This window comes from Micromonospora sp. NBC_01638 (genome assembly GCF_045209745.1).
Taxonomy (GTDB): Bacteria; Actinomycetota; Actinomycetes; order Mycobacteriales; family Micromonosporaceae; genus Micromonospora.
This window is the reverse complement of sequence record NZ_CP109273.1, coordinates 6,126,467-6,141,226: the sequence shown is the minus strand read 5'-3', so window position 1 is coordinate 6,141,226 and position 14,760 is coordinate 6,126,467. Positions and strand designations below refer to the sequence as shown.

The following is a 14,760-nucleotide window of genomic DNA, read 5'->3' as shown; positions in this document are numbered from 1 at the left end:
GGCGCCTACCTGGTCGACGCCGCGCGGGCGTACCTCCAGATCGGTGACCTGCGCGGGGCGGCACGCGCGCTGGTGGACGCGGACAGTGTCGCGCCGGCTGAGGTTCGGTGCCGGCCGTTGGCGCGTACCGTGATCGCCGAGATCGCCCGCGCACAGCCGGCGCCGGCCGGCGTGGCGCGACTGGCCAGCTCGTCGGCATCACCAGCTGACGGGCGGCGGCTGATCGGCGAGCCGCCGGCGCAGGTCATCCGCCGGGTGGATGGTGCGCACCGGGTTCGGTACCGACCCTCGGGGCTGCCACTCGCGCGGATATCCGAGGGAGACCTCCTCGAAACGCACCCCGTCGTAAAACGTGGTGCGGGGTATGTGCAGATGCCCGTACACCACGGTGGACGCACCGAAGCGCAGGTGCCAGTCGCTGGTGCGCACGGTGCCGCACCACTGCGCGAACAGCGGGTACCGCAGGACGTCGGTGGGTGCCCGCACCAGCGGGTAGTGGTTGACCAGCACGGTCGGCAGCGCCGGATCGCGCTCGGCCAGTCGGCGTTCGGTCTCGGCCACCCGGGCCGCGCACCACGCCTCCCGGCTCGGGTGGGGGTCGGGGTGCAGCAGCGCCTCGTCCGTGCACACCACCCCGGCCGCGTACGCCAGGTCCAGTGACTCCTGCCGGGTGCGCGCCTCGGGAACCCGGAACGTGTAGTCGTAGAGCACGAAGAGCGGGGCGATCAGGGCCGGCCCGCCGTCGCCGTCCCACACCGGGTACGGATCCTCCGGGGTGACGACCCCCAACCGCCGGCACAGCCGGACCAACTCGCGGTAGCGCTCCTCGCCGCGCAACGTGACCGGGTCGCCGGGCGGCGTCCACAGCTCGTGGTTGCCCGGCGCCCAGACAACCCGTGCGAACCGACTGCTCAGCAGGTTGAGCGCCCACTCGATGTCGGCGTACCGGTCGGCCACGTCGCCGGCGACGAGCAGCCAGTCGCCGTCGTGCTCCGGGCGTAGCTCCTGGACGAACGACCGGTTCTCCGGGTGCCCGACGTGCAGGTCGCTGACGGCCCGCAACCGGGGTGGAGGATTCACGCCCCGAGGTTAGGCCGGCACAGCCAGGTCGCGAAACCCTCCGATCTGCCGTGTTCTGGTCGATCTGACGGCCGGCATATCCGTCGACCTGGCGGGAAAGCGCTGACGTCCGACAGCCCGAAATCGGAGCAGGAGACAAACATGCCTTTCATCACCGTGGGGACGGAGAACTCCGCGCCCATCGACCTGTACTACGAGGATCACGGTTCCGGTAAGCCAGTGGTGCTGATCCACGGATTCCCGTTCAACGGGGCGACCTGGGAGAAGATGACCACCGCGTTGCTCAACGCCGGATATCGGACAATCACCTACGATCGGCGCGGTTACGGCAACTCGGCCCAACCAACGTTCGGGTACGACTACAACACGTTCGCCGCGGACCTGGACGTGTTGATGACGGAGCTGAACCTGAGCGAGGCGACCCTGGTGGGGCACTCGATGGGCACCGGCGAGGTGATCCGCTACCTGGGCAACTACGGCTCGCAGCGAGTGAGCCAGGCCGTGGTGCTCAGCCCGCTGCAACCCATGCTGGCCAAGGCCAAGGACAACCCGGAGGGCGTCGACACGAGCCTCTTCAAGGGCTTCCAGCAGGCCATCATCAAGGACCGGTTCGCCTACCTGACGTCGTTCTGCGACGCGTTCTTCAACCCGGATCAGAACATGGGCAAGCGGGTCAGCGAGGAGGCGTACCGGGCGCACTGGCAGATCGGCGCAATGGCATCCGCCAAGGGCACCCACGACAGCGTGAACGCCTGGCAGGAGGACTTCCGCCCCGACTTGCCGAAGATCGACGTGCCGCTGCTGATCGTGCAGGGTGACCAGGACCGGGTGCTGCCCTACCCGGTGACCGGTCAGCGGCTCGCACCTATGATGCCGACCGGCCAGCTCATCACGCTCAAGGGCGCGCCGCACGGCATTCCGTGGACACACGCTGACGATGTCAACAAGGCGATCATGGACTTCATGAAGCAGCCGGCCAAGGCTCGCGCCTGACCCCGTACCGGTAGCCGATCGGACACCAGCGTTGCGAGGACGCTGCGACACCCGGCCCTTCCTGGGCCGGGTGTCGTCGGCGGTCAGGGCCGGCGGGCCACGACCGCACCGTTGGCGCCGGGAGCGTCGAACGGCACCGTGCGGACGTCGACGAAGCCGGCGTCGGTGAGCCAGGCCGCGTACTCGGCACCCGAGTAGTTCCGGCCGCCCTCGGTTTCAACCAGCATGTTCATGCCCATCAGCGCTGCCTCCGGTGGCCCGGTGCGCTCGTCGTTGAGCAGCAGTTCGCAGACGACGACCGCCCCGCCCGGCGGCAGCGCCGCGTGGCACCGGGCCAGCAGCGCCCGGTTCGTCGGCTCGTCCCAGTCATGCAGGATCATGCTGAGCAGGATGACGTCGTGCCCGCCCGGCAATGCCGGGTCGGCGAGGAAGTCACCGGCGACCGTGCCGATCCGCCCGGTCATCCCGGCCTCCGCGATCCGCTCCTGCGCCCGTACGCAGACGTGCGGCAGGTCCAGGATGGTCGCCCGCAGCTCGGGCAGACGCCGGCAGAACTCGATCGGGAACGCGCCGGCCCCGCCGCCCACGTCGAGCAGCCGACCGTAGCCGGAGAAGTCGTACGCGTCGGCCAACGCGGCGGCGGTGAAGCTGGACGTGGAGAACATGGCGTCCCAGAACTGGGCCAGCATTTCCGGGTCGGTGGTGTCGAACATCGACTGCTGGGCCTGCGGGTCCCAGGTCAGCGGCCGATCGGTGCGCAGCGCCTCGCCGATGCGATGCCAGGGCAGGTAGGTGCGCAGGTCGGAGTAGCGGACCTGGGCTCCGAAGTAGTACGGGTTTCCCTCGACCAGGAACTGCTCGGCCAACTCCGAGTTGCGGTAGCCGTCGCCGGCCTTCTCCAACAGACCGAGCGAGGCGCTCGCGGACAGCAGCAGGTCTGCCGGGCGGTCGGCCAGACCGAACTCGGCGGCGGCCTGCTCGACCGTGAGCGTTCGGCCACCGGCGAGGCGGGTGAACAGGCCGAGCTCGACGCCGACCGCGAGGGTCTTGAACCCCCACACACCGGACACCAGGTGCATGAGGGGAGTCGGAGTGACCATGACGACATCAGATCACAGATGGCGATCGTCCACTGTGGCGAAGGCCGCCGATCCCGCCGGATCGAACCTGGCGGTGAGGCGCTCGAAAACCAGTGGCGCGGCGCCGCCGTGCGGCATTACCGTGCCGCCGAACCACGTCGTCTAGTCAAAGGCGTGCCGTTGTACACCCTGTGAGACCTCCCGAGGGCTGATTTGTCGCGCGTCGCGCATGTGCGCCGCGCTCCTTTTGCTGCGGACTTCTCACTGAAACCGGTGTACTTCTGTGCTCAAAATCTGGGCGGTCGTGCCCACCTGCCTGCCACTCATTCGCCGCCGTTGCCACGCGTGCGCATCCGAGCGCTACCAGGCAAGCGGAAAATTTCGCGTCAACGCAAACCACAAGCTCATCGACGTCTGGCTCCTCGCGCTCTGTACCGCTTGCGGGGAAACCGCAAAGCTCACGGTCCTGGAGCGGATGACTGTGCGCTCCATACGACCTGAGCTGCTGGACCGGCTGCATGACAACGACCCTGGCCTGACAGCTGAGCTGCTCCAGGATCCGGTCGTGCAGCGCCGTAATCGCATCGCCCTCGACTGGCGCAATGCCTGGCGCCTCGACACCGGCGGAACGGATCACCTGCACCGCGAAATGATCGACGTCTCGGTCCGCTTTGCGGCGCGGACCCCTGTCCGGCCGGTGCGACTGATCGCTGAAGGTTGCGGTCTTTCGCGGGCCGAGGTCGACAGACTGATCACGGAGGGGAAGCTCGTTTCGGCCATCCGGCTGAGCGGCAAGCTCTCCGGCGACTTCACCTTCACGCTCAAGCGCTGAGCCTCCTCGGGACCACGGGCCTGTCCGGCGTGATCCGCCGGGCAGGCCCTAGCCGCGGCGGCCGGCCGGACGACGGCTGAGCCGCCGTGCCGCGAGGCTCACCAGCGTGCTGCCAATCGCCATCCCGAGCAGCACCAGGACCGCCCCGACAGCCCACAGCCCGCTGTCGTCACTGGACGCCGCCCGCCAGGACCAGGCCGTTGTGAAGGCCACCGTCATTACCGGCGCCACCAACCACGGGCTGAGTCGCGTACCGGCGAGGGCGGCCAGCAGCACGAGCGTCAGCACGCAGCCGATCACCTGCCACGGCTCGTAAGGGCCGCTGGTGTTGCCGGTCTGCGCATCCACCGTGTATTGCGTGTCCCAGCCCAGCCAGAGCAACCACACCCCGACCGTGGCCGCCGCCAGGAACAGAACACCGAGCAGTGCGCGCGTACCCCTTGTCACCATCATCCGGCGATCATGCCCGGCGTGGCACAGAAGCGGAATGAGCACCGGTGCCCAGATGCGGGCCGGCGCGATCCCGACCGGAGACCGTCGGCGCCCGTCGCGCGGGCCGGTCCGCCGACCTGGCCCGGAGGGGCTCTGTTGGTTCGTAGAATTCCTGCCATGCCGGAGATCGTCGAATTGCTGGCCTCACCCGTGCACCGCTTCCTCGGCCGGCCCGCCGACGGCCCGGCGCCCGCCCCGCCCGGTGAGATGGTCGACGTGGTCCAGATCCGGGCCGGCCTCGGCATCGTCGGCGACCGGTACTTTGGGCAGCAGGCGCACCGCGACGCCAGCGTCACGCTCATCGCCCAGGAGTCACTGCCGATCGGCGTCGGCCTGGCGGAGGTCCGGCGCAACATCCTCACCACCGGCATCGCCGTAGACGAGTTGATCGGCAGGGTGCTGGTCCTGGACTCCGGAGACGGCCCGGTCAGTCTGCGGGTCAACCGGGCGGCCCGACCGTGTGCCTGGATGGACGTCACCGTCGGCCCGGGGGCGTGGAAGGCGCTGCGTACCACGGGTGGCATCCGCTGCACGCCACTCAACGACGGCACCCTGCGCATCGGCCCGGTCGACGCCGCTGTGAGCTGAGGAAAGGACTCGACGGTGGCGCCCCGGAACCGGCATGGTGTGCACCGGACACCGCCCGGTTGTTCTCGGTCCGGGACCGTTCCGTGCGGCGTGCGGCGTGACGGCCTGGGAGGTCGCTCAACGACCTGGTGGTGGCGGTCCGGCTGGCGGATCCGCAGACGATCGGTGGGTCGGTCAGACCGGGCTGATGTGTGCCGCGAGGACCCGCCAGCCGTGCTGGTCGTCGTGGGCCCAGGTCCGGGTGTAGCGCAGGCGCGTCGCGACCGGCGCCCCCTCGAACACGCCGGCCACCCGGCCCAGGAAGAACGTCACCCCGGTCGACCCGACGACGAGCAGGTCCAGCTCCTCCTCGACCAGCTCCTCCACCACGGAGCGGCGGTCCCGGTACGCGGCCAGGTCATCCTGCTTGCGGTACGTACGACCGTCGGGGCCGATGGCGATCAGCTGGTCGATGAGCAGCTGATCGAGGGCGTCGACGTCGCCGGCCCGCTGGGCGGCCTGCAGGGTGCGCTCGGCATCGAGCAGCTCTGCCTCGCGTGCGCTGTCCGGCATCGTGCCGTCCTCCCGATCGGGTCCAACCCGGTGTCACCGTCCGTCCGGGCTGTCCGCATTGTGGCAGTGATCGTGGCCCGAGCGGGTGTGGATCGCCGCCCGGTTCACAGACTCAGACGGATCCGTACGACGGTCCCGTCGGGGCCGGTGAGCACGGCGACCTCGTCGCAGACCTGCTCCACGATTGCCAGCCCACGACCCCGCACCGCGTCGGCGGTCGGCATGCCGCGGCCGAACACCCGCGTCGGCCCCTGGTCGACGACGTCACAGAACAGCTGGCGCGACTCGGCCCAGAGTCGGACCCGGCCGCCGTCGGTGGTGTGCTGCAACGTGTTGGTGGCCAGCTCGCTGACCGCCAGCGTCAGCAGCTCGACCCGCTGGGGCGGCAAGCCCCGGGCCAGCGCCCCGGCGCTGACGAACGCGCGTAGCGCTCGCACGTCGGTCGCCACCTGGTACGCCATGGTGTCCGCGAGGCGGGCGGGGACGGGCTGCTCGGCCACGGTCTCCCGTCGCTCGGCTGGCATCAGCCCGCCGGTCGCGGGCCGCCGGTCACCGTCACCACGATCCGTCCGGGTGCCGCGGACCTGCGAGCCTCGAAGTGCGCCATCGGGCAGCAACAACCCTTCTCGTAGCGACAGCTGGTATCGCGACATCATGTCACCCACCGGCCCCTTGGCCGTCTCGTCCGTTCGGCGGTCGACCAGCCGCTGCTACGGGCGGATGTCCAGGGCGCCGATCAGGTCGTCGCGCAGTGTGAACCGGTACCGCAGCTCGATCGGGCTGCCGGGAAAGTCACCGGACACCCGGGTGAGGACCAGGTACGAGTCGCCCGCCTGCGATGTGACACCGACCGGCTCGGCGGTGTACGCGTAGGCATCCATCGTCTTCTGCCGCCAGGCGCGGATCGAGGCCCGCCCGTCGTACAGCCGGTCCTCGTCGGCAACGCTCGCGGTGTCCGCGAAGCAGGCGACGAAGGCATCCAGGTCCCCCTCGTTGCTGGCCCGGAAGTACCGGTCGATCACATCGGGCAGGTCGACCGCCATCTGCTCCTCCTGCGGCACGGGCCGCCGCCGGGCAGCGGCCGGGTTCCCGGTCCGAACCTCACCGTACGAGAAGGGGACAGCACCGCGCGGAGCAACCAACAGACCCGTCCCGCTCCGGTTGCCGGGTTTGCCGCCAGTGGGCCCGGGTAGCCACGCGTCTCCGGAACGAAGGGCGGGGGCATGGCCGAGCTGACGTTCGTCGACAAGGTTGCGGCGCGGGCGGGCGTCCCGCCGGAGCAGGCGCGCCCACTGACCGAGGCCGTTCTGCGGACCCTCACCGAGCGGCTCAGCGGCGGTGAGGCGGGCGCGTTGGCCCCCCACCTGGCCGACGAGCTGAGCCCGCTGCTGGTCAAGGCCGCGGAGCCGCCGGAAGCGTTCGGGTACGACGAGTTCCTGCGCCGGGTGGCCGACCGCGCCGAAATCGACCGGCCTGCTGCCGAGCGGGGCATCCGGGCCGTCCTGCAGACCATGCACCGGGTGGTCGGGCACCGCGAGTTTGAGGACGCCCTGGCCCAACTCCCGGCGGACCTGCGGGCGCTGGCGCAGCCGCTGCCGCACGGTCCCTGACCGCCGCCTCCACCCGTCGGACGCCCAGGCATCGATGACCGGTTACCGATCGAACGCGCAGTGGTGGTGCCTGGTCGCACCTGCTCGACTCGATCGAGGACATCAACATCGGGGGTCAGCTGGTCGGTGCCCGGGCGAATCGACCGGTGCTTTTCCGCTGAGCGACCGGGCGCGGCCTGACCAGCGGTCAGACCACGCCCCTCGCCCAACCTCAGCCGGTTACCCCGCTACTGACCACCCACTTCTGGTGGGCACCGCCCGCGTACGTGCCGAGCTGGATCTGTGTGCCATCGCCAGTGGCACCGCCGGCGGCTTCCAGGACCTTGCCGGACTGCGGATTGCGGATCGACCCGTCGGTTTGCGGCTGCCAGACCTGTGCGCCGGTGCCGTTGCAGGTCCAGAGCTGCACCTTCGTGCCGTTGGCGGTGCCGCCGTTGTCCACGTCCAGGCACTTGCCCAGCACCCGGTACGTCTCGCCGACCCGGGTCCACGACTGCGCGCCGGTGCCGTTGCAGGTCCAGAGCTGGATCTTCGTGCCGTCGGCGGTGCCGGCGTTGTCGACGTCCAGGCACTTGCCGCCCACCCCGGTGATGGTCCCGCTGGTCGGCGGGGGAGGGCTACCCGGGATCGAGTTGAGCGTGTACCACGCCTCGGTGCTCCACAGTGACTGGCCGCTGGTGGAGATGAACGGGCGGGGCGAGCGCAGGTGGACGACCCGCCCGGCCTTGCGACCGGCCACCGCGAGGGTGACCTTCTTCCCGTCCGCCGAGAGGGTGGCCGAGGTGACGGTCAGCGTCTCCTCGTCGATCTTGGGACCGCCGTAGCTGGCCGTCGCCTGGTACCGCCACTGCTTGACCTTGTAGCGCGCGGCCAGGTCGGCGGCGGTTTCTGTCGAGACGGGCTGGGTGTACTCCACCTCGAAGCCGGCCGTGGTGGCCCGCATGGCGAGCATCTCGAACGCGGTGGTGCTGTTCGGGGTGAGCTTCTGCAGGCCGTACGACAGCTTGCCGGTCTGGCCCCAGTTGCCGCCCGCGCCGAGCCCGCCGACGTAGATCGCGCCGTCCGGGCCGACGTTGACCTCGGAGACGCCCGCCTCCAGGCCCTGGGTGAGCCGGAACAGGGCCCCCTGGTACTCGCCGTTGACCTTCTCCACGGAGGCCCGTTGGAGGCCGCCGTACGTCACGTCACCGATGACGAACTGACCGGCGTATCGGCCGCTGGTCAGGTACAGCGGAGTGCTGGGCGAGTTGGCGATCTCGTTCTGTGGCATCCAGAGCACCGGTGGGGTGACCGGGTTGGTGTCGAACGGGCCGGCCGGGTTCGTGTAGTGGTTGAAGAACCGGCCCTGCTTGACGTGCACCAGCTTCGATGAGGGCAGCCAGCCGCCCTGGTTGTCGGTGACGAAGATGCCGCCCTCCGGGCCCCAGCCGATGCCGTGCGGGGTCCGCAGGCCGCCGGCGACGTAGCTGACCGCGCCGGTGTCCTTGTTGACCTTGAGGGTGGTGCCCCGGTTGGCGGCGGGCTGCGGGTTGGTGGTGGCGCCGCCGGAGTTGATCGACACCGACAGGTTCACGTAGAAGGACCCGTCCTGGTAGAGCAGGCCAAACGCAAACTCGTGGAAGTTGCCGCCGTACGGCCAGGTGGCGACGGTGTCCAGGCGCTCGGCAACCTCATCGCCGCCGGTGTTCACCAGCCGGGTCAGCCGCTGCTTCTCCGAGACGTAGACCACCCCGTCGACGACCTTCAGCCCCATCGGCTCCTTCAGGCCGCCGGCGATCTTCTTGGTGGTGACGTTTCCCGGACTTGTCGACCCGCCGGTGTTGCCGAGGATCCAGACCTCGCCGTCCTGGGAGGTGCCGGACTGGTCGCTGCCGCCCCAGGTGCAGATGACCAGGCGGCCGTCGGCCAGCCAGTCCATGCCGGTGACCTTCGGCTGGAAGCCGGTGGGCCGCAGGTTGGTCAGCGTGTAGCCGGGGTGCACGGCGGTAAGTGGCAGGCCGTCGCCGGGTGAGTCGGCGATTCCTTCGCACTCCTTGCGGCCGGGTGCGGTCACCCGGACCACACCGGCGTCGGTGCTCAGCGCCGAGTTCGGTACGACCATGAAGGACGACGAGCCGGGCGTCTTCCACTCGAGGGTGATCTGCTGTCCGCCCCCACGCTCGAAGTGGTCGATGCGCAGCGCGTGCAGACCGGCGGTGAGGGTGACGGTGCCCTCCTTGGGCGGGGTCGCGCCGTGCAGACCGTCATGGTTGATCACCACGGCGTTGTCGATCGACAGTTTGGATCCGTCGTCGCTGCTGAGCCGGAAGGTGTAGCTGCCGGCCTGGGTGGTGGTGATGTTGCCGAGCACCTGCGAGACGAAGTTGTCCTCGAAGCCGAAGTCAGCCGCCGAGGTCCAGTTGATGGTGGACATCAGCCTGTCCACGTTCGGGGTCTGCGCGGGCTTGAGTGTGCAGATCTCGGAGAGCGGCACCTGCACGTCGAAGACGCGCAGCGTGACGCCTGGTTCCTGTGCGGGAGCGGCGGTGGCGGGGGCGGTCCAGAGGCCGGTGGTGAGGACGAGTGTCAGCACACCCAGGATTGGACTGCGGAGTCGGCGTTGCAGGCGTGTGCCCATCGTTCCTCCAGAGGTGAGCGGAGTGTCCGACGGCCGGCGCGGAGCAGTGGTGGGGGTGGCCGCCGGCCCGGGTCCGAAACGTCCTCGACGCCGACGAGTGACGTTGCGGAAACACCGAGTTGATGGGTCGAGACATTAAAGCGTTTCGATTGGACTGTCCATGGCTTCGCGTCGATGCATCAAAAGTTTTCGATGTTCGTGCGAAAGTTCGTGGCCGTACGCGGAGAATGCCGGGTTCGGTGGACCTATCGCCGTCCGCGCCGCGCCGGACCGCCAGCTCGATTGCCGGGTTTACGGGTCGAGCTGGCGGACTTGCGGGCCGGGGAACCGGCCCTGCCAGCCGAGCCTGAGCCGGCGGGCCGGCGGTTCGGGGTGGAGGCTCCGCGTGTGGCGGGTCGACGGCGGGCCGCCACCAGCACGATCGCGGCGACCACGACGACGATCAGAAGCGGCACCAGCCAGGCCGGGAACCCACCGCCCGGCTTCTTCTCCGTGGCGCCGGCCGGATCGTTCGCCGGGGCGTCGGTAGCGCCCGCCGGGCTGGCAGCCGCACCCGGGCTCGCCGACGCCGTGCTTTCGACCTGGGCGAGCAGTGTTGGATCCGGCCCCGCCGTCGACGCCGCCCAACCGGCCGGCGCGGCCGTGCTCGGCCCCTGGTAATCGAAGGTGACGTTGCCCTGCACCGCTTCACCATCGGAGGCGACAGAGAGGTAGGTGGCGGTGTAGCGGCCCTTCGCCGGCCAGTGCGCCACGGTCACCATGGCCGGGAAACCGGTGTGGTACAGCCGCGGCTCGAACACGCCGTTCACCATGAAGTACTCCTGGACCGGCTTGTCCAGTCGCTTCGGCTCGCCGTGCGACCAGCCGTTGTCCACCCGCGACCCGTTCGGCCCGGTGATGGTGAAGTGGGCGTTGGAGGCCGGCTTCTCGGTGAAGTACAACCCCACCTGCGTCAGTGGCTCGCGAACGACGGTGCCGGTCAACGGGGTGGACGTCGCCAACTGCCCGTGCGCGGACGCCGGAGCGACGGGCAGCAACAGCGACACCACCAGCGTCGCGGCCAGCGCCGCCATGGTGCGGCTCAAGATGTTACGCGCAGTGACCAGCCTCGCTCGCATCCGTTCATCATGGTCATTTCCCCGCCGCCGAACAAGACGTAGAGTTCTCCTCCCCGACGATCAACTCGAAACCCGTCCCCCTCGCGTCGTTCGGAGTCCGCCCGTGTTCGTCCGTACCCCCGCCCTCCGCACCTCCGGCGTCCTCGCCGCCAGCGTCCTTGCCGCCCTGCTCGTCACGGGTTGCGGGCAGGGCGACGGCCCATCCGTGGCCACCCCCTCGACGCCGCCGACGTCCGCCGCGCCGCCGATTGCCACCGCCACCGCGTCGACCCCGACACCCAGCCCGACGCCCAGCGCCACCGCCAGCACCCCGGCGGTGGACAAGGAAATCACCGTGACGATCGCGAAGCGGCGGGTCGCTCCGCCGACCGGACGGGTCACCGTGAGTAAGGGACAACTGGTCCGGATCACGGTCACCTCGGATGTGTCCGACGAACTGCACGTGCACGGGTACGACCTGGGCGCTCGACTGCCGGCCGGCACGCCTGGCTCGGTGGAGTTCCGGGCCGACAAGACCGGGCTGTTCGAGGTCGAGACGCACGAAACCGAGCTGGTGTTGTTCCAGCTCGTCGTCCGCTGAGCGACATGACGGCCGCTCCCACGTTGCTGGCACACGGCGTCGGCGGCCGGCAGGACCTGCCGATCACGCTGCCGCAGCTCGTCATCGCCGCCGCGCTGACCCTCGTCGTCACGTTCCTCGCGCTGGGCCTGCTCTGGCGCGAACCTCGACTCGACCGGGACGCGACCGGTGGCCACCCGGTGCCGCAATGGCTCGCCCGACTCGTCGACGCACCCACATTTCGGTGGGTGCTGCGCGGCTTCGGCCTGCTCGCCGCCGCCTGGTTCTGCCTCGGCCTGCTGGGTGGGCCGGACACTGCGAACAACCCGACGGCCGGCGCGCTCTACGTGCTGCTCTGGGTCGGGCTGGCGCCGCTGTCGCTGCTGTTCGGCCCGGTCTGGCGGGCGGTCAACCCGCTGCGTACGGTGCACCTGCTCGCGACGCTGACAGCGCGGCGCGACCCGGACCGTGGGGTCCGTGAGCTGCCCGCCGGCGTGGGGATGTGGCCGGCCGCCGCCACCCTGTTCGGCTTCGTCTGGCTGGAGCTGGTCGCACCCGAACGGGCCACCCTGCCGGTCATCACCGCCTGGCTCGCCGCGTACACGGTGGTCATGCTGGCCGGGGCGGCGTTGTTCGGCGCCGGCTGGTTCGACCGCGCCGACCCGTTCGAGGCGTACAGCGCCCTGATCGGTCAGCTCGCCCCGATCGGCCGGGCCACGGACGGCGTGCTGGTGTGGCGCAACCCGCTCGACGGGATCGCCGGGCTGCGGCCCCGCCCCGGGCTGGTCGCCGTGGTGATCGTGCTGCTCGGCTCGACCATGTACGACAGCCTCTCCAACGCTCCGGGCTGGCTGCGCTTCAGCCAGGAGAACGGCCTGCACCCCGCGATCACCGGCAGCGCCGGGCTGATCCTGGTCGTCGCCGCCGTCGCGGTGGCGTACCTCGCCGCCACCGGGGCCGCGGCGCGCATCGGCCGCGCCGACCCGGCCGACGCCCGAGGGGCGCCGGGCGAGATCGCCCACTCGATCGTGCCGATCGCGGTGGGCTACGTGGTGGCGCACTACTACTCACTGCTGATCCTGGAAGGCCAGCGCACCATCGCGCTGCTCTCCGACCCCCTGGGCACCGGCGCCAACTGGCTCGGCACCGCCGGCTGGGAGCCGCACACCGGGCTGGTCACGCCCTCCGGGGTGGCCACCCTCCAGATCACCGTCATCATCCTCGGACACCTGCTCGGCACGCTGCTCGCCCACGACCGCGCCCTGTACCTGTTTCCCCGGGCCCGGGCGGTCGCCGGCCAGCTGCCGCTGCTGGCGCTGATGGTCGCGTACACCGTCGCTGGTCTGCTGCTGCTCTACGCGGGGTAGTCCAGCCCGGTTCCGACCCGTGCGTCAGGATGGCCCGTGGACTCCGATCTTCAGCGCTACCTCGACGACCTGGTCGCCGCTGCCCGGGACGTGCTCGGGGCCGACCTGGTCGGCGCGTACGCGGCCGGCTCGGTGGGGCTCGGCGCGTACCAGGCCGGCCGCAGCGACGTCGACGTGGCGCTGGTCTGCGCCGGGCCGCTCGCCGAGGCCGCCAAACGGGCGTTGGTGGCCCGTCTACGGCACGAGGTGCTGCCCTGCCCGGCGCGAGGGCTGGAACTGGTCGCCTACCTCCGGGCGGTGGCCGCCTCCGGAACCCCGGAGCCTGGCTTCGAGGTCGAACTCAACACCGGGTCCGGCATGCCGTTCCGGTGCACCCTCGACCCCGCCGACCGGCCGGCCGCCGACGGCCGCTTCTGGTACGGGCTGGACCGCAGCATCCTGCACCAGAATGGGCTGCCGCTGCTCGGCCCGCCCGCCGGGGAGGTCTTCGCCGACCTCACCCCGGCGGACCTGCGCCGCCTGCTCATCGAGGCGCTGTCCTGGTGGCTGGCCCTGCCGACACCGCCGGACGACCAGCCCGCGCCCGGCACGGAGGACGCCGTGCTCGGCGCCTGCCGATCGCTGGTGCGGCACCGCGACGGCATCTGGCTCGCGAAGGTGGCGGCTGGTCAGCGGCTGATCGACGCCGGTGACCGGGCCGAGGTGATCCACCGCGCGGTCGACGCCCGGCACGGTGGGCCGCCGCCCACCGGAGCGCAGGCCCGCGCCTTCCAGCAACGGGTACGCGACGAGATCGCCGCGTAGGCAACCGGGGTGGTGAAGACGGTGTACGGGATCAGCCGGTCGGCGGTGCTGCGTTGTCCGCCAGCGAGGTTCGCCCGGATGATCCGGTAGTCGTCCAGCGAGACATGGGTGAACTGCGGGCTACCGGCGACATCTCCGGCAGCCCAGGTCCGTTCGGCGGTGGTGCGCAGGTGCTCGTCGACCACCACGAAGCCACGGTCGTTGAGCCGTACGCCGGCCGCGTCCAGGCCAAGCCCATCGGTGACCGGTGCCCGACCGGCTGCCACCAGCACGTCGTCCCCGGTCACCAGACTGCCGTCGTCCAGGGTCACCCGGAGCATGCCGTCGACGTCACGGTCGACCCGCGCGACCGCGACACCCACCCGTACGTCGATGCCATCGTCGAGGAAGACGCGCATCACCGCGTCGCTCACGTCGGGATCCTCGCGGGTGAGCAGTCGAGGGCCGCCCTCGATCAGCGTCACCGTGCTGCCGAACGACGCGAACATCTGCGCGAACTCCACCCCGACGGTGCCGCCGCCGAGCACCACCAGCCGGGCCGGCAGCCGGTCCAGGCGCAGCAGCGTGTCGCTGGTCAGCACCCCGGCCTCGGCCATCCCGGGCACCGTCGGCAGGTGCGGGCGGGTGCCGGTGTTGATCACGACGTCGGTGCCGCGTAGCAGCCGCTCACCGCCGTCGGCGAGCGACACCCGAACGGTCCGCGGGCCGACGAACCGGGCCTGGCCGATCACCAGGTGCAGGCCGGAGTCGAGGAACTGCTGCCGGTTGGCGGCCACCATCCCCTCGACGACGTACTGCTTGTGCGCGCGCAACAGGTCCACGTCGACCCGGCCGCCCTCGACCACCAGGCCGAGTGCGGACGCGTCACGCAGGTGACGTGCCGCCCTCGCGCTGGTCACCAGCGCCTTCGTCGGGATGCACGCGACGTTGATGCAGCTGCCACCGATCATGCCGCGCTCGACCATGGCGACCCGCTGCCCGGACCGGGCGACGTCCATGCTCAACGTCTTTCCGGCCTTGCCGCCGCCCACGACGAGCAGGTCGAACTCCTCCGGTCGGTCGGTCACCG

Annotated in this window: 15 protein-coding genes and 1 pseudogene; 7 read left to right on the top strand and 9 right to left on the bottom strand. The window is 70.5% G+C overall.

Annotation, left to right across the window (positions count from 1 at the left end; translation table 11 throughout):
- Positions 1 to 198: 198 nt before the first annotated feature.
- A complete protein-coding gene (locus OG811_RS28795) occupies positions 199 to 1,080 on the bottom strand; it encodes a metallophosphoesterase family protein (RefSeq protein ID WP_406070210.1) in 882 nt (293 codons plus the stop codon).
- A 141-nt stretch (positions 1,081 to 1,221) separates the two neighbouring features.
- Between OG811_RS28795 and OG811_RS28790 the strand changes: the two genes are divergently transcribed.
- Entirely contained in the window at positions 1,222 to 2,073 is an 852-nt protein-coding gene (locus OG811_RS28790) for an alpha/beta fold hydrolase (protein ID WP_406070209.1), read from the top strand.
- Between the two features lie 83 nt (positions 2,074 to 2,156).
- Here OG811_RS28790 and OG811_RS28785 read toward each other — a convergent pair whose 3' ends face one another.
- Positions 2,157 to 3,173 carry a methyltransferase gene (locus OG811_RS28785; RefSeq protein ID WP_406070208.1) on the bottom strand — a complete coding sequence of 339 codons (1,017 nt, stop codon included), beginning with the start codon at positions 3,171 to 3,173 and terminating at the stop codon, positions 2,157 to 2,159.
- A gap of 262 nt (positions 3,174 to 3,435) precedes the next feature.
- Here OG811_RS28785 and OG811_RS28780 point away from each other — a divergent pair, with 262 nt between their 5' ends.
- On the top strand, positions 3,436 to 3,984 hold the full coding sequence (locus tag OG811_RS28780) for a DUF1062 domain-containing protein (RefSeq protein ID WP_406070206.1): 549 nt from the start codon (positions 3,436 to 3,438) through the stop codon (positions 3,982 to 3,984).
- A 48-nt stretch (positions 3,985 to 4,032) separates the two neighbouring features.
- Here the strand turns inward: OG811_RS28780 and OG811_RS28775 are convergent, their stop codons facing one another.
- Positions 4,033 to 4,437 (bottom strand): hypothetical protein, encoded by a 405-nt coding sequence (locus tag OG811_RS28775; protein WP_406070205.1) that lies wholly within the window; start codon positions 4,435 to 4,437, stop codon positions 4,033 to 4,035.
- 156 nt (positions 4,438 to 4,593) lie between these two features.
- Here OG811_RS28775 and OG811_RS28770 point away from each other — a divergent pair, with 156 nt between their 5' ends.
- Positions 4,594 to 5,064: a molybdenum cofactor biosysynthesis protein gene (locus OG811_RS28770; protein WP_406070203.1), complete on the top strand. Its 471-nt coding sequence runs from the start codon at positions 4,594 to 4,596 to the stop codon at positions 5,062 to 5,064.
- Positions 5,065 to 5,238: 174 nt separating this feature from the next.
- Here the strand turns inward: OG811_RS28770 and OG811_RS28765 are convergent, their stop codons facing one another.
- The 3 genes from OG811_RS28765 to OG811_RS28755 all read right to left on the bottom strand — a co-directional run bounded on the left by OG811_RS28765 (position 5,239) and on the right by OG811_RS28755 (position 6,659).
- A complete protein-coding gene (locus OG811_RS28765) occupies positions 5,239 to 5,616 on the bottom strand; it encodes a nuclear transport factor 2 family protein (RefSeq protein ID WP_406070201.1) in 378 nt (125 codons plus the stop codon).
- A 104-nt stretch (positions 5,617 to 5,720) separates the two neighbouring features.
- On the bottom strand, positions 5,721 to 6,269 hold the full coding sequence (locus tag OG811_RS28760) for an ATP-binding protein (RefSeq protein ID WP_406070199.1): 549 nt from the start codon (positions 6,267 to 6,269) through the stop codon (positions 5,721 to 5,723).
- A gap of 57 nt (positions 6,270 to 6,326) precedes the next feature.
- Positions 6,327 to 6,659: a nuclear transport factor 2 family protein gene (locus tag OG811_RS28755; protein WP_406070198.1), complete on the bottom strand. Its 333-nt coding sequence runs from the start codon at positions 6,657 to 6,659 to the stop codon at positions 6,327 to 6,329.
- Positions 6,660 to 6,839: 180 nt separating this feature from the next.
- Here OG811_RS28755 and OG811_RS28750 point away from each other — a divergent pair, with 180 nt between their 5' ends.
- Positions 6,840 to 7,226: a DUF2267 domain-containing protein gene (locus OG811_RS28750; protein WP_406070197.1), complete on the top strand. Its 387-nt coding sequence runs from the start codon at positions 6,840 to 6,842 to the stop codon at positions 7,224 to 7,226.
- Positions 7,227 to 7,437: 211 nt separating this feature from the next.
- On the opposite strand, the gene OG811_RS28745 is transcribed toward OG811_RS28750, so the two are convergent.
- Positions 7,438 to 9,843, bottom strand: coding sequence for a ricin-type beta-trefoil lectin domain protein (locus OG811_RS28745; protein ID WP_406070195.1), 2,406 nt, complete (start codon positions 9,841 to 9,843; stop codon positions 7,438 to 7,440).
- A 245-nt stretch (positions 9,844 to 10,088) separates the two neighbouring features.
- Positions 10,089 to 10,961, bottom strand: a complete 873-nt coding sequence (locus OG811_RS28740) for a copper resistance protein CopC (protein WP_406070194.1) — start codon at positions 10,959 to 10,961, stop codon at positions 10,089 to 10,091.
- Between the two features lie 103 nt (positions 10,962 to 11,064).
- Here OG811_RS28740 and OG811_RS28735 point away from each other — a divergent pair, with 103 nt between their 5' ends.
- The 3 genes from OG811_RS28735 to OG811_RS28725 are packed head-to-tail and all read left to right on the top strand — an operon-like array spanning position 11,065 to position 13,691.
- Positions 11,065 to 11,541 carry a hypothetical protein gene (locus OG811_RS28735; protein WP_406070192.1) on the top strand — a complete coding sequence of 159 codons (477 nt, stop codon included), beginning with the start codon at positions 11,065 to 11,067 and terminating at the stop codon, positions 11,539 to 11,541.
- Between the two features lie 5 nt (positions 11,542 to 11,546).
- Positions 11,547 to 12,887, top strand: a complete 1,341-nt coding sequence (locus OG811_RS28730; RefSeq protein ID WP_406070191.1) for a hypothetical protein — start codon at positions 11,547 to 11,549, stop codon at positions 12,885 to 12,887.
- Between the two features lie 36 nt (positions 12,888 to 12,923).
- Positions 12,924 to 13,691, top strand: coding sequence for a nucleotidyltransferase domain-containing protein (locus tag OG811_RS28725; protein ID WP_406070190.1), 768 nt, complete (start codon positions 12,924 to 12,926; stop codon positions 13,689 to 13,691).
- A gap of 107 nt (positions 13,692 to 13,798) precedes the next feature.
- Here OG811_RS28725 and OG811_RS28720 read toward each other — a convergent pair.
- Positions 13,799 to 14,758, bottom strand: a pseudogene (locus OG811_RS28720) (dihydrolipoyl dehydrogenase family protein); the annotation flags it as partial.
- Positions 14,759 to 14,760 lie beyond the last annotated feature (2 nt).

Coding starts and splice junctions, on each gene's coding strand:
- OG811_RS28790 (WP_406070209.1), top strand. CDS start 1,222: ATGCCTTTCATCACCGTGGGGACGGAGAACTCCGCGCCCATCGACCTG.
- OG811_RS28785 (WP_406070208.1), bottom strand. CDS start 3,173: ATGGTCACTCCGACTCCCCTCATGCACCTGGTGTCCGGTGTGTGGGGG.
- OG811_RS28775 (WP_406070205.1), bottom strand. CDS start 4,437: ATGATGGTGACAAGGGGTACGCGCGCACTGCTCGGTGTTCTGTTCCTG.
- OG811_RS28770 (WP_406070203.1), top strand. CDS start 4,594: ATGCCGGAGATCGTCGAATTGCTGGCCTCACCCGTGCACCGCTTCCTC.
- OG811_RS28765 (WP_406070201.1), bottom strand. CDS start 5,616: ATGCCGGACAGCGCACGCGAGGCAGAGCTGCTCGATGCCGAGCGCACC.
- OG811_RS28760 (WP_406070199.1), bottom strand. CDS start 6,269: ATGTCGCGATACCAGCTGTCGCTACGAGAAGGGTTGTTGCTGCCCGAT.
- OG811_RS28755 (WP_406070198.1), bottom strand. CDS start 6,659: ATGGCGGTCGACCTGCCCGATGTGATCGACCGGTACTTCCGGGCCAGC.
- OG811_RS28750 (WP_406070197.1), top strand. CDS start 6,840: ATGGCCGAGCTGACGTTCGTCGACAAGGTTGCGGCGCGGGCGGGCGTC.
- OG811_RS28745 (WP_406070195.1), bottom strand. CDS start 9,843: ATGGGCACACGCCTGCAACGCCGACTCCGCAGTCCAATCCTGGGTGTG.
- OG811_RS28740 (WP_406070194.1), bottom strand. CDS start 10,961: ATGCGAGCGAGGCTGGTCACTGCGCGTAACATCTTGAGCCGCACCATG.
- OG811_RS28730 (WP_406070191.1), top strand. CDS start 11,547: ATGACGGCCGCTCCCACGTTGCTGGCACACGGCGTCGGCGGCCGGCAG.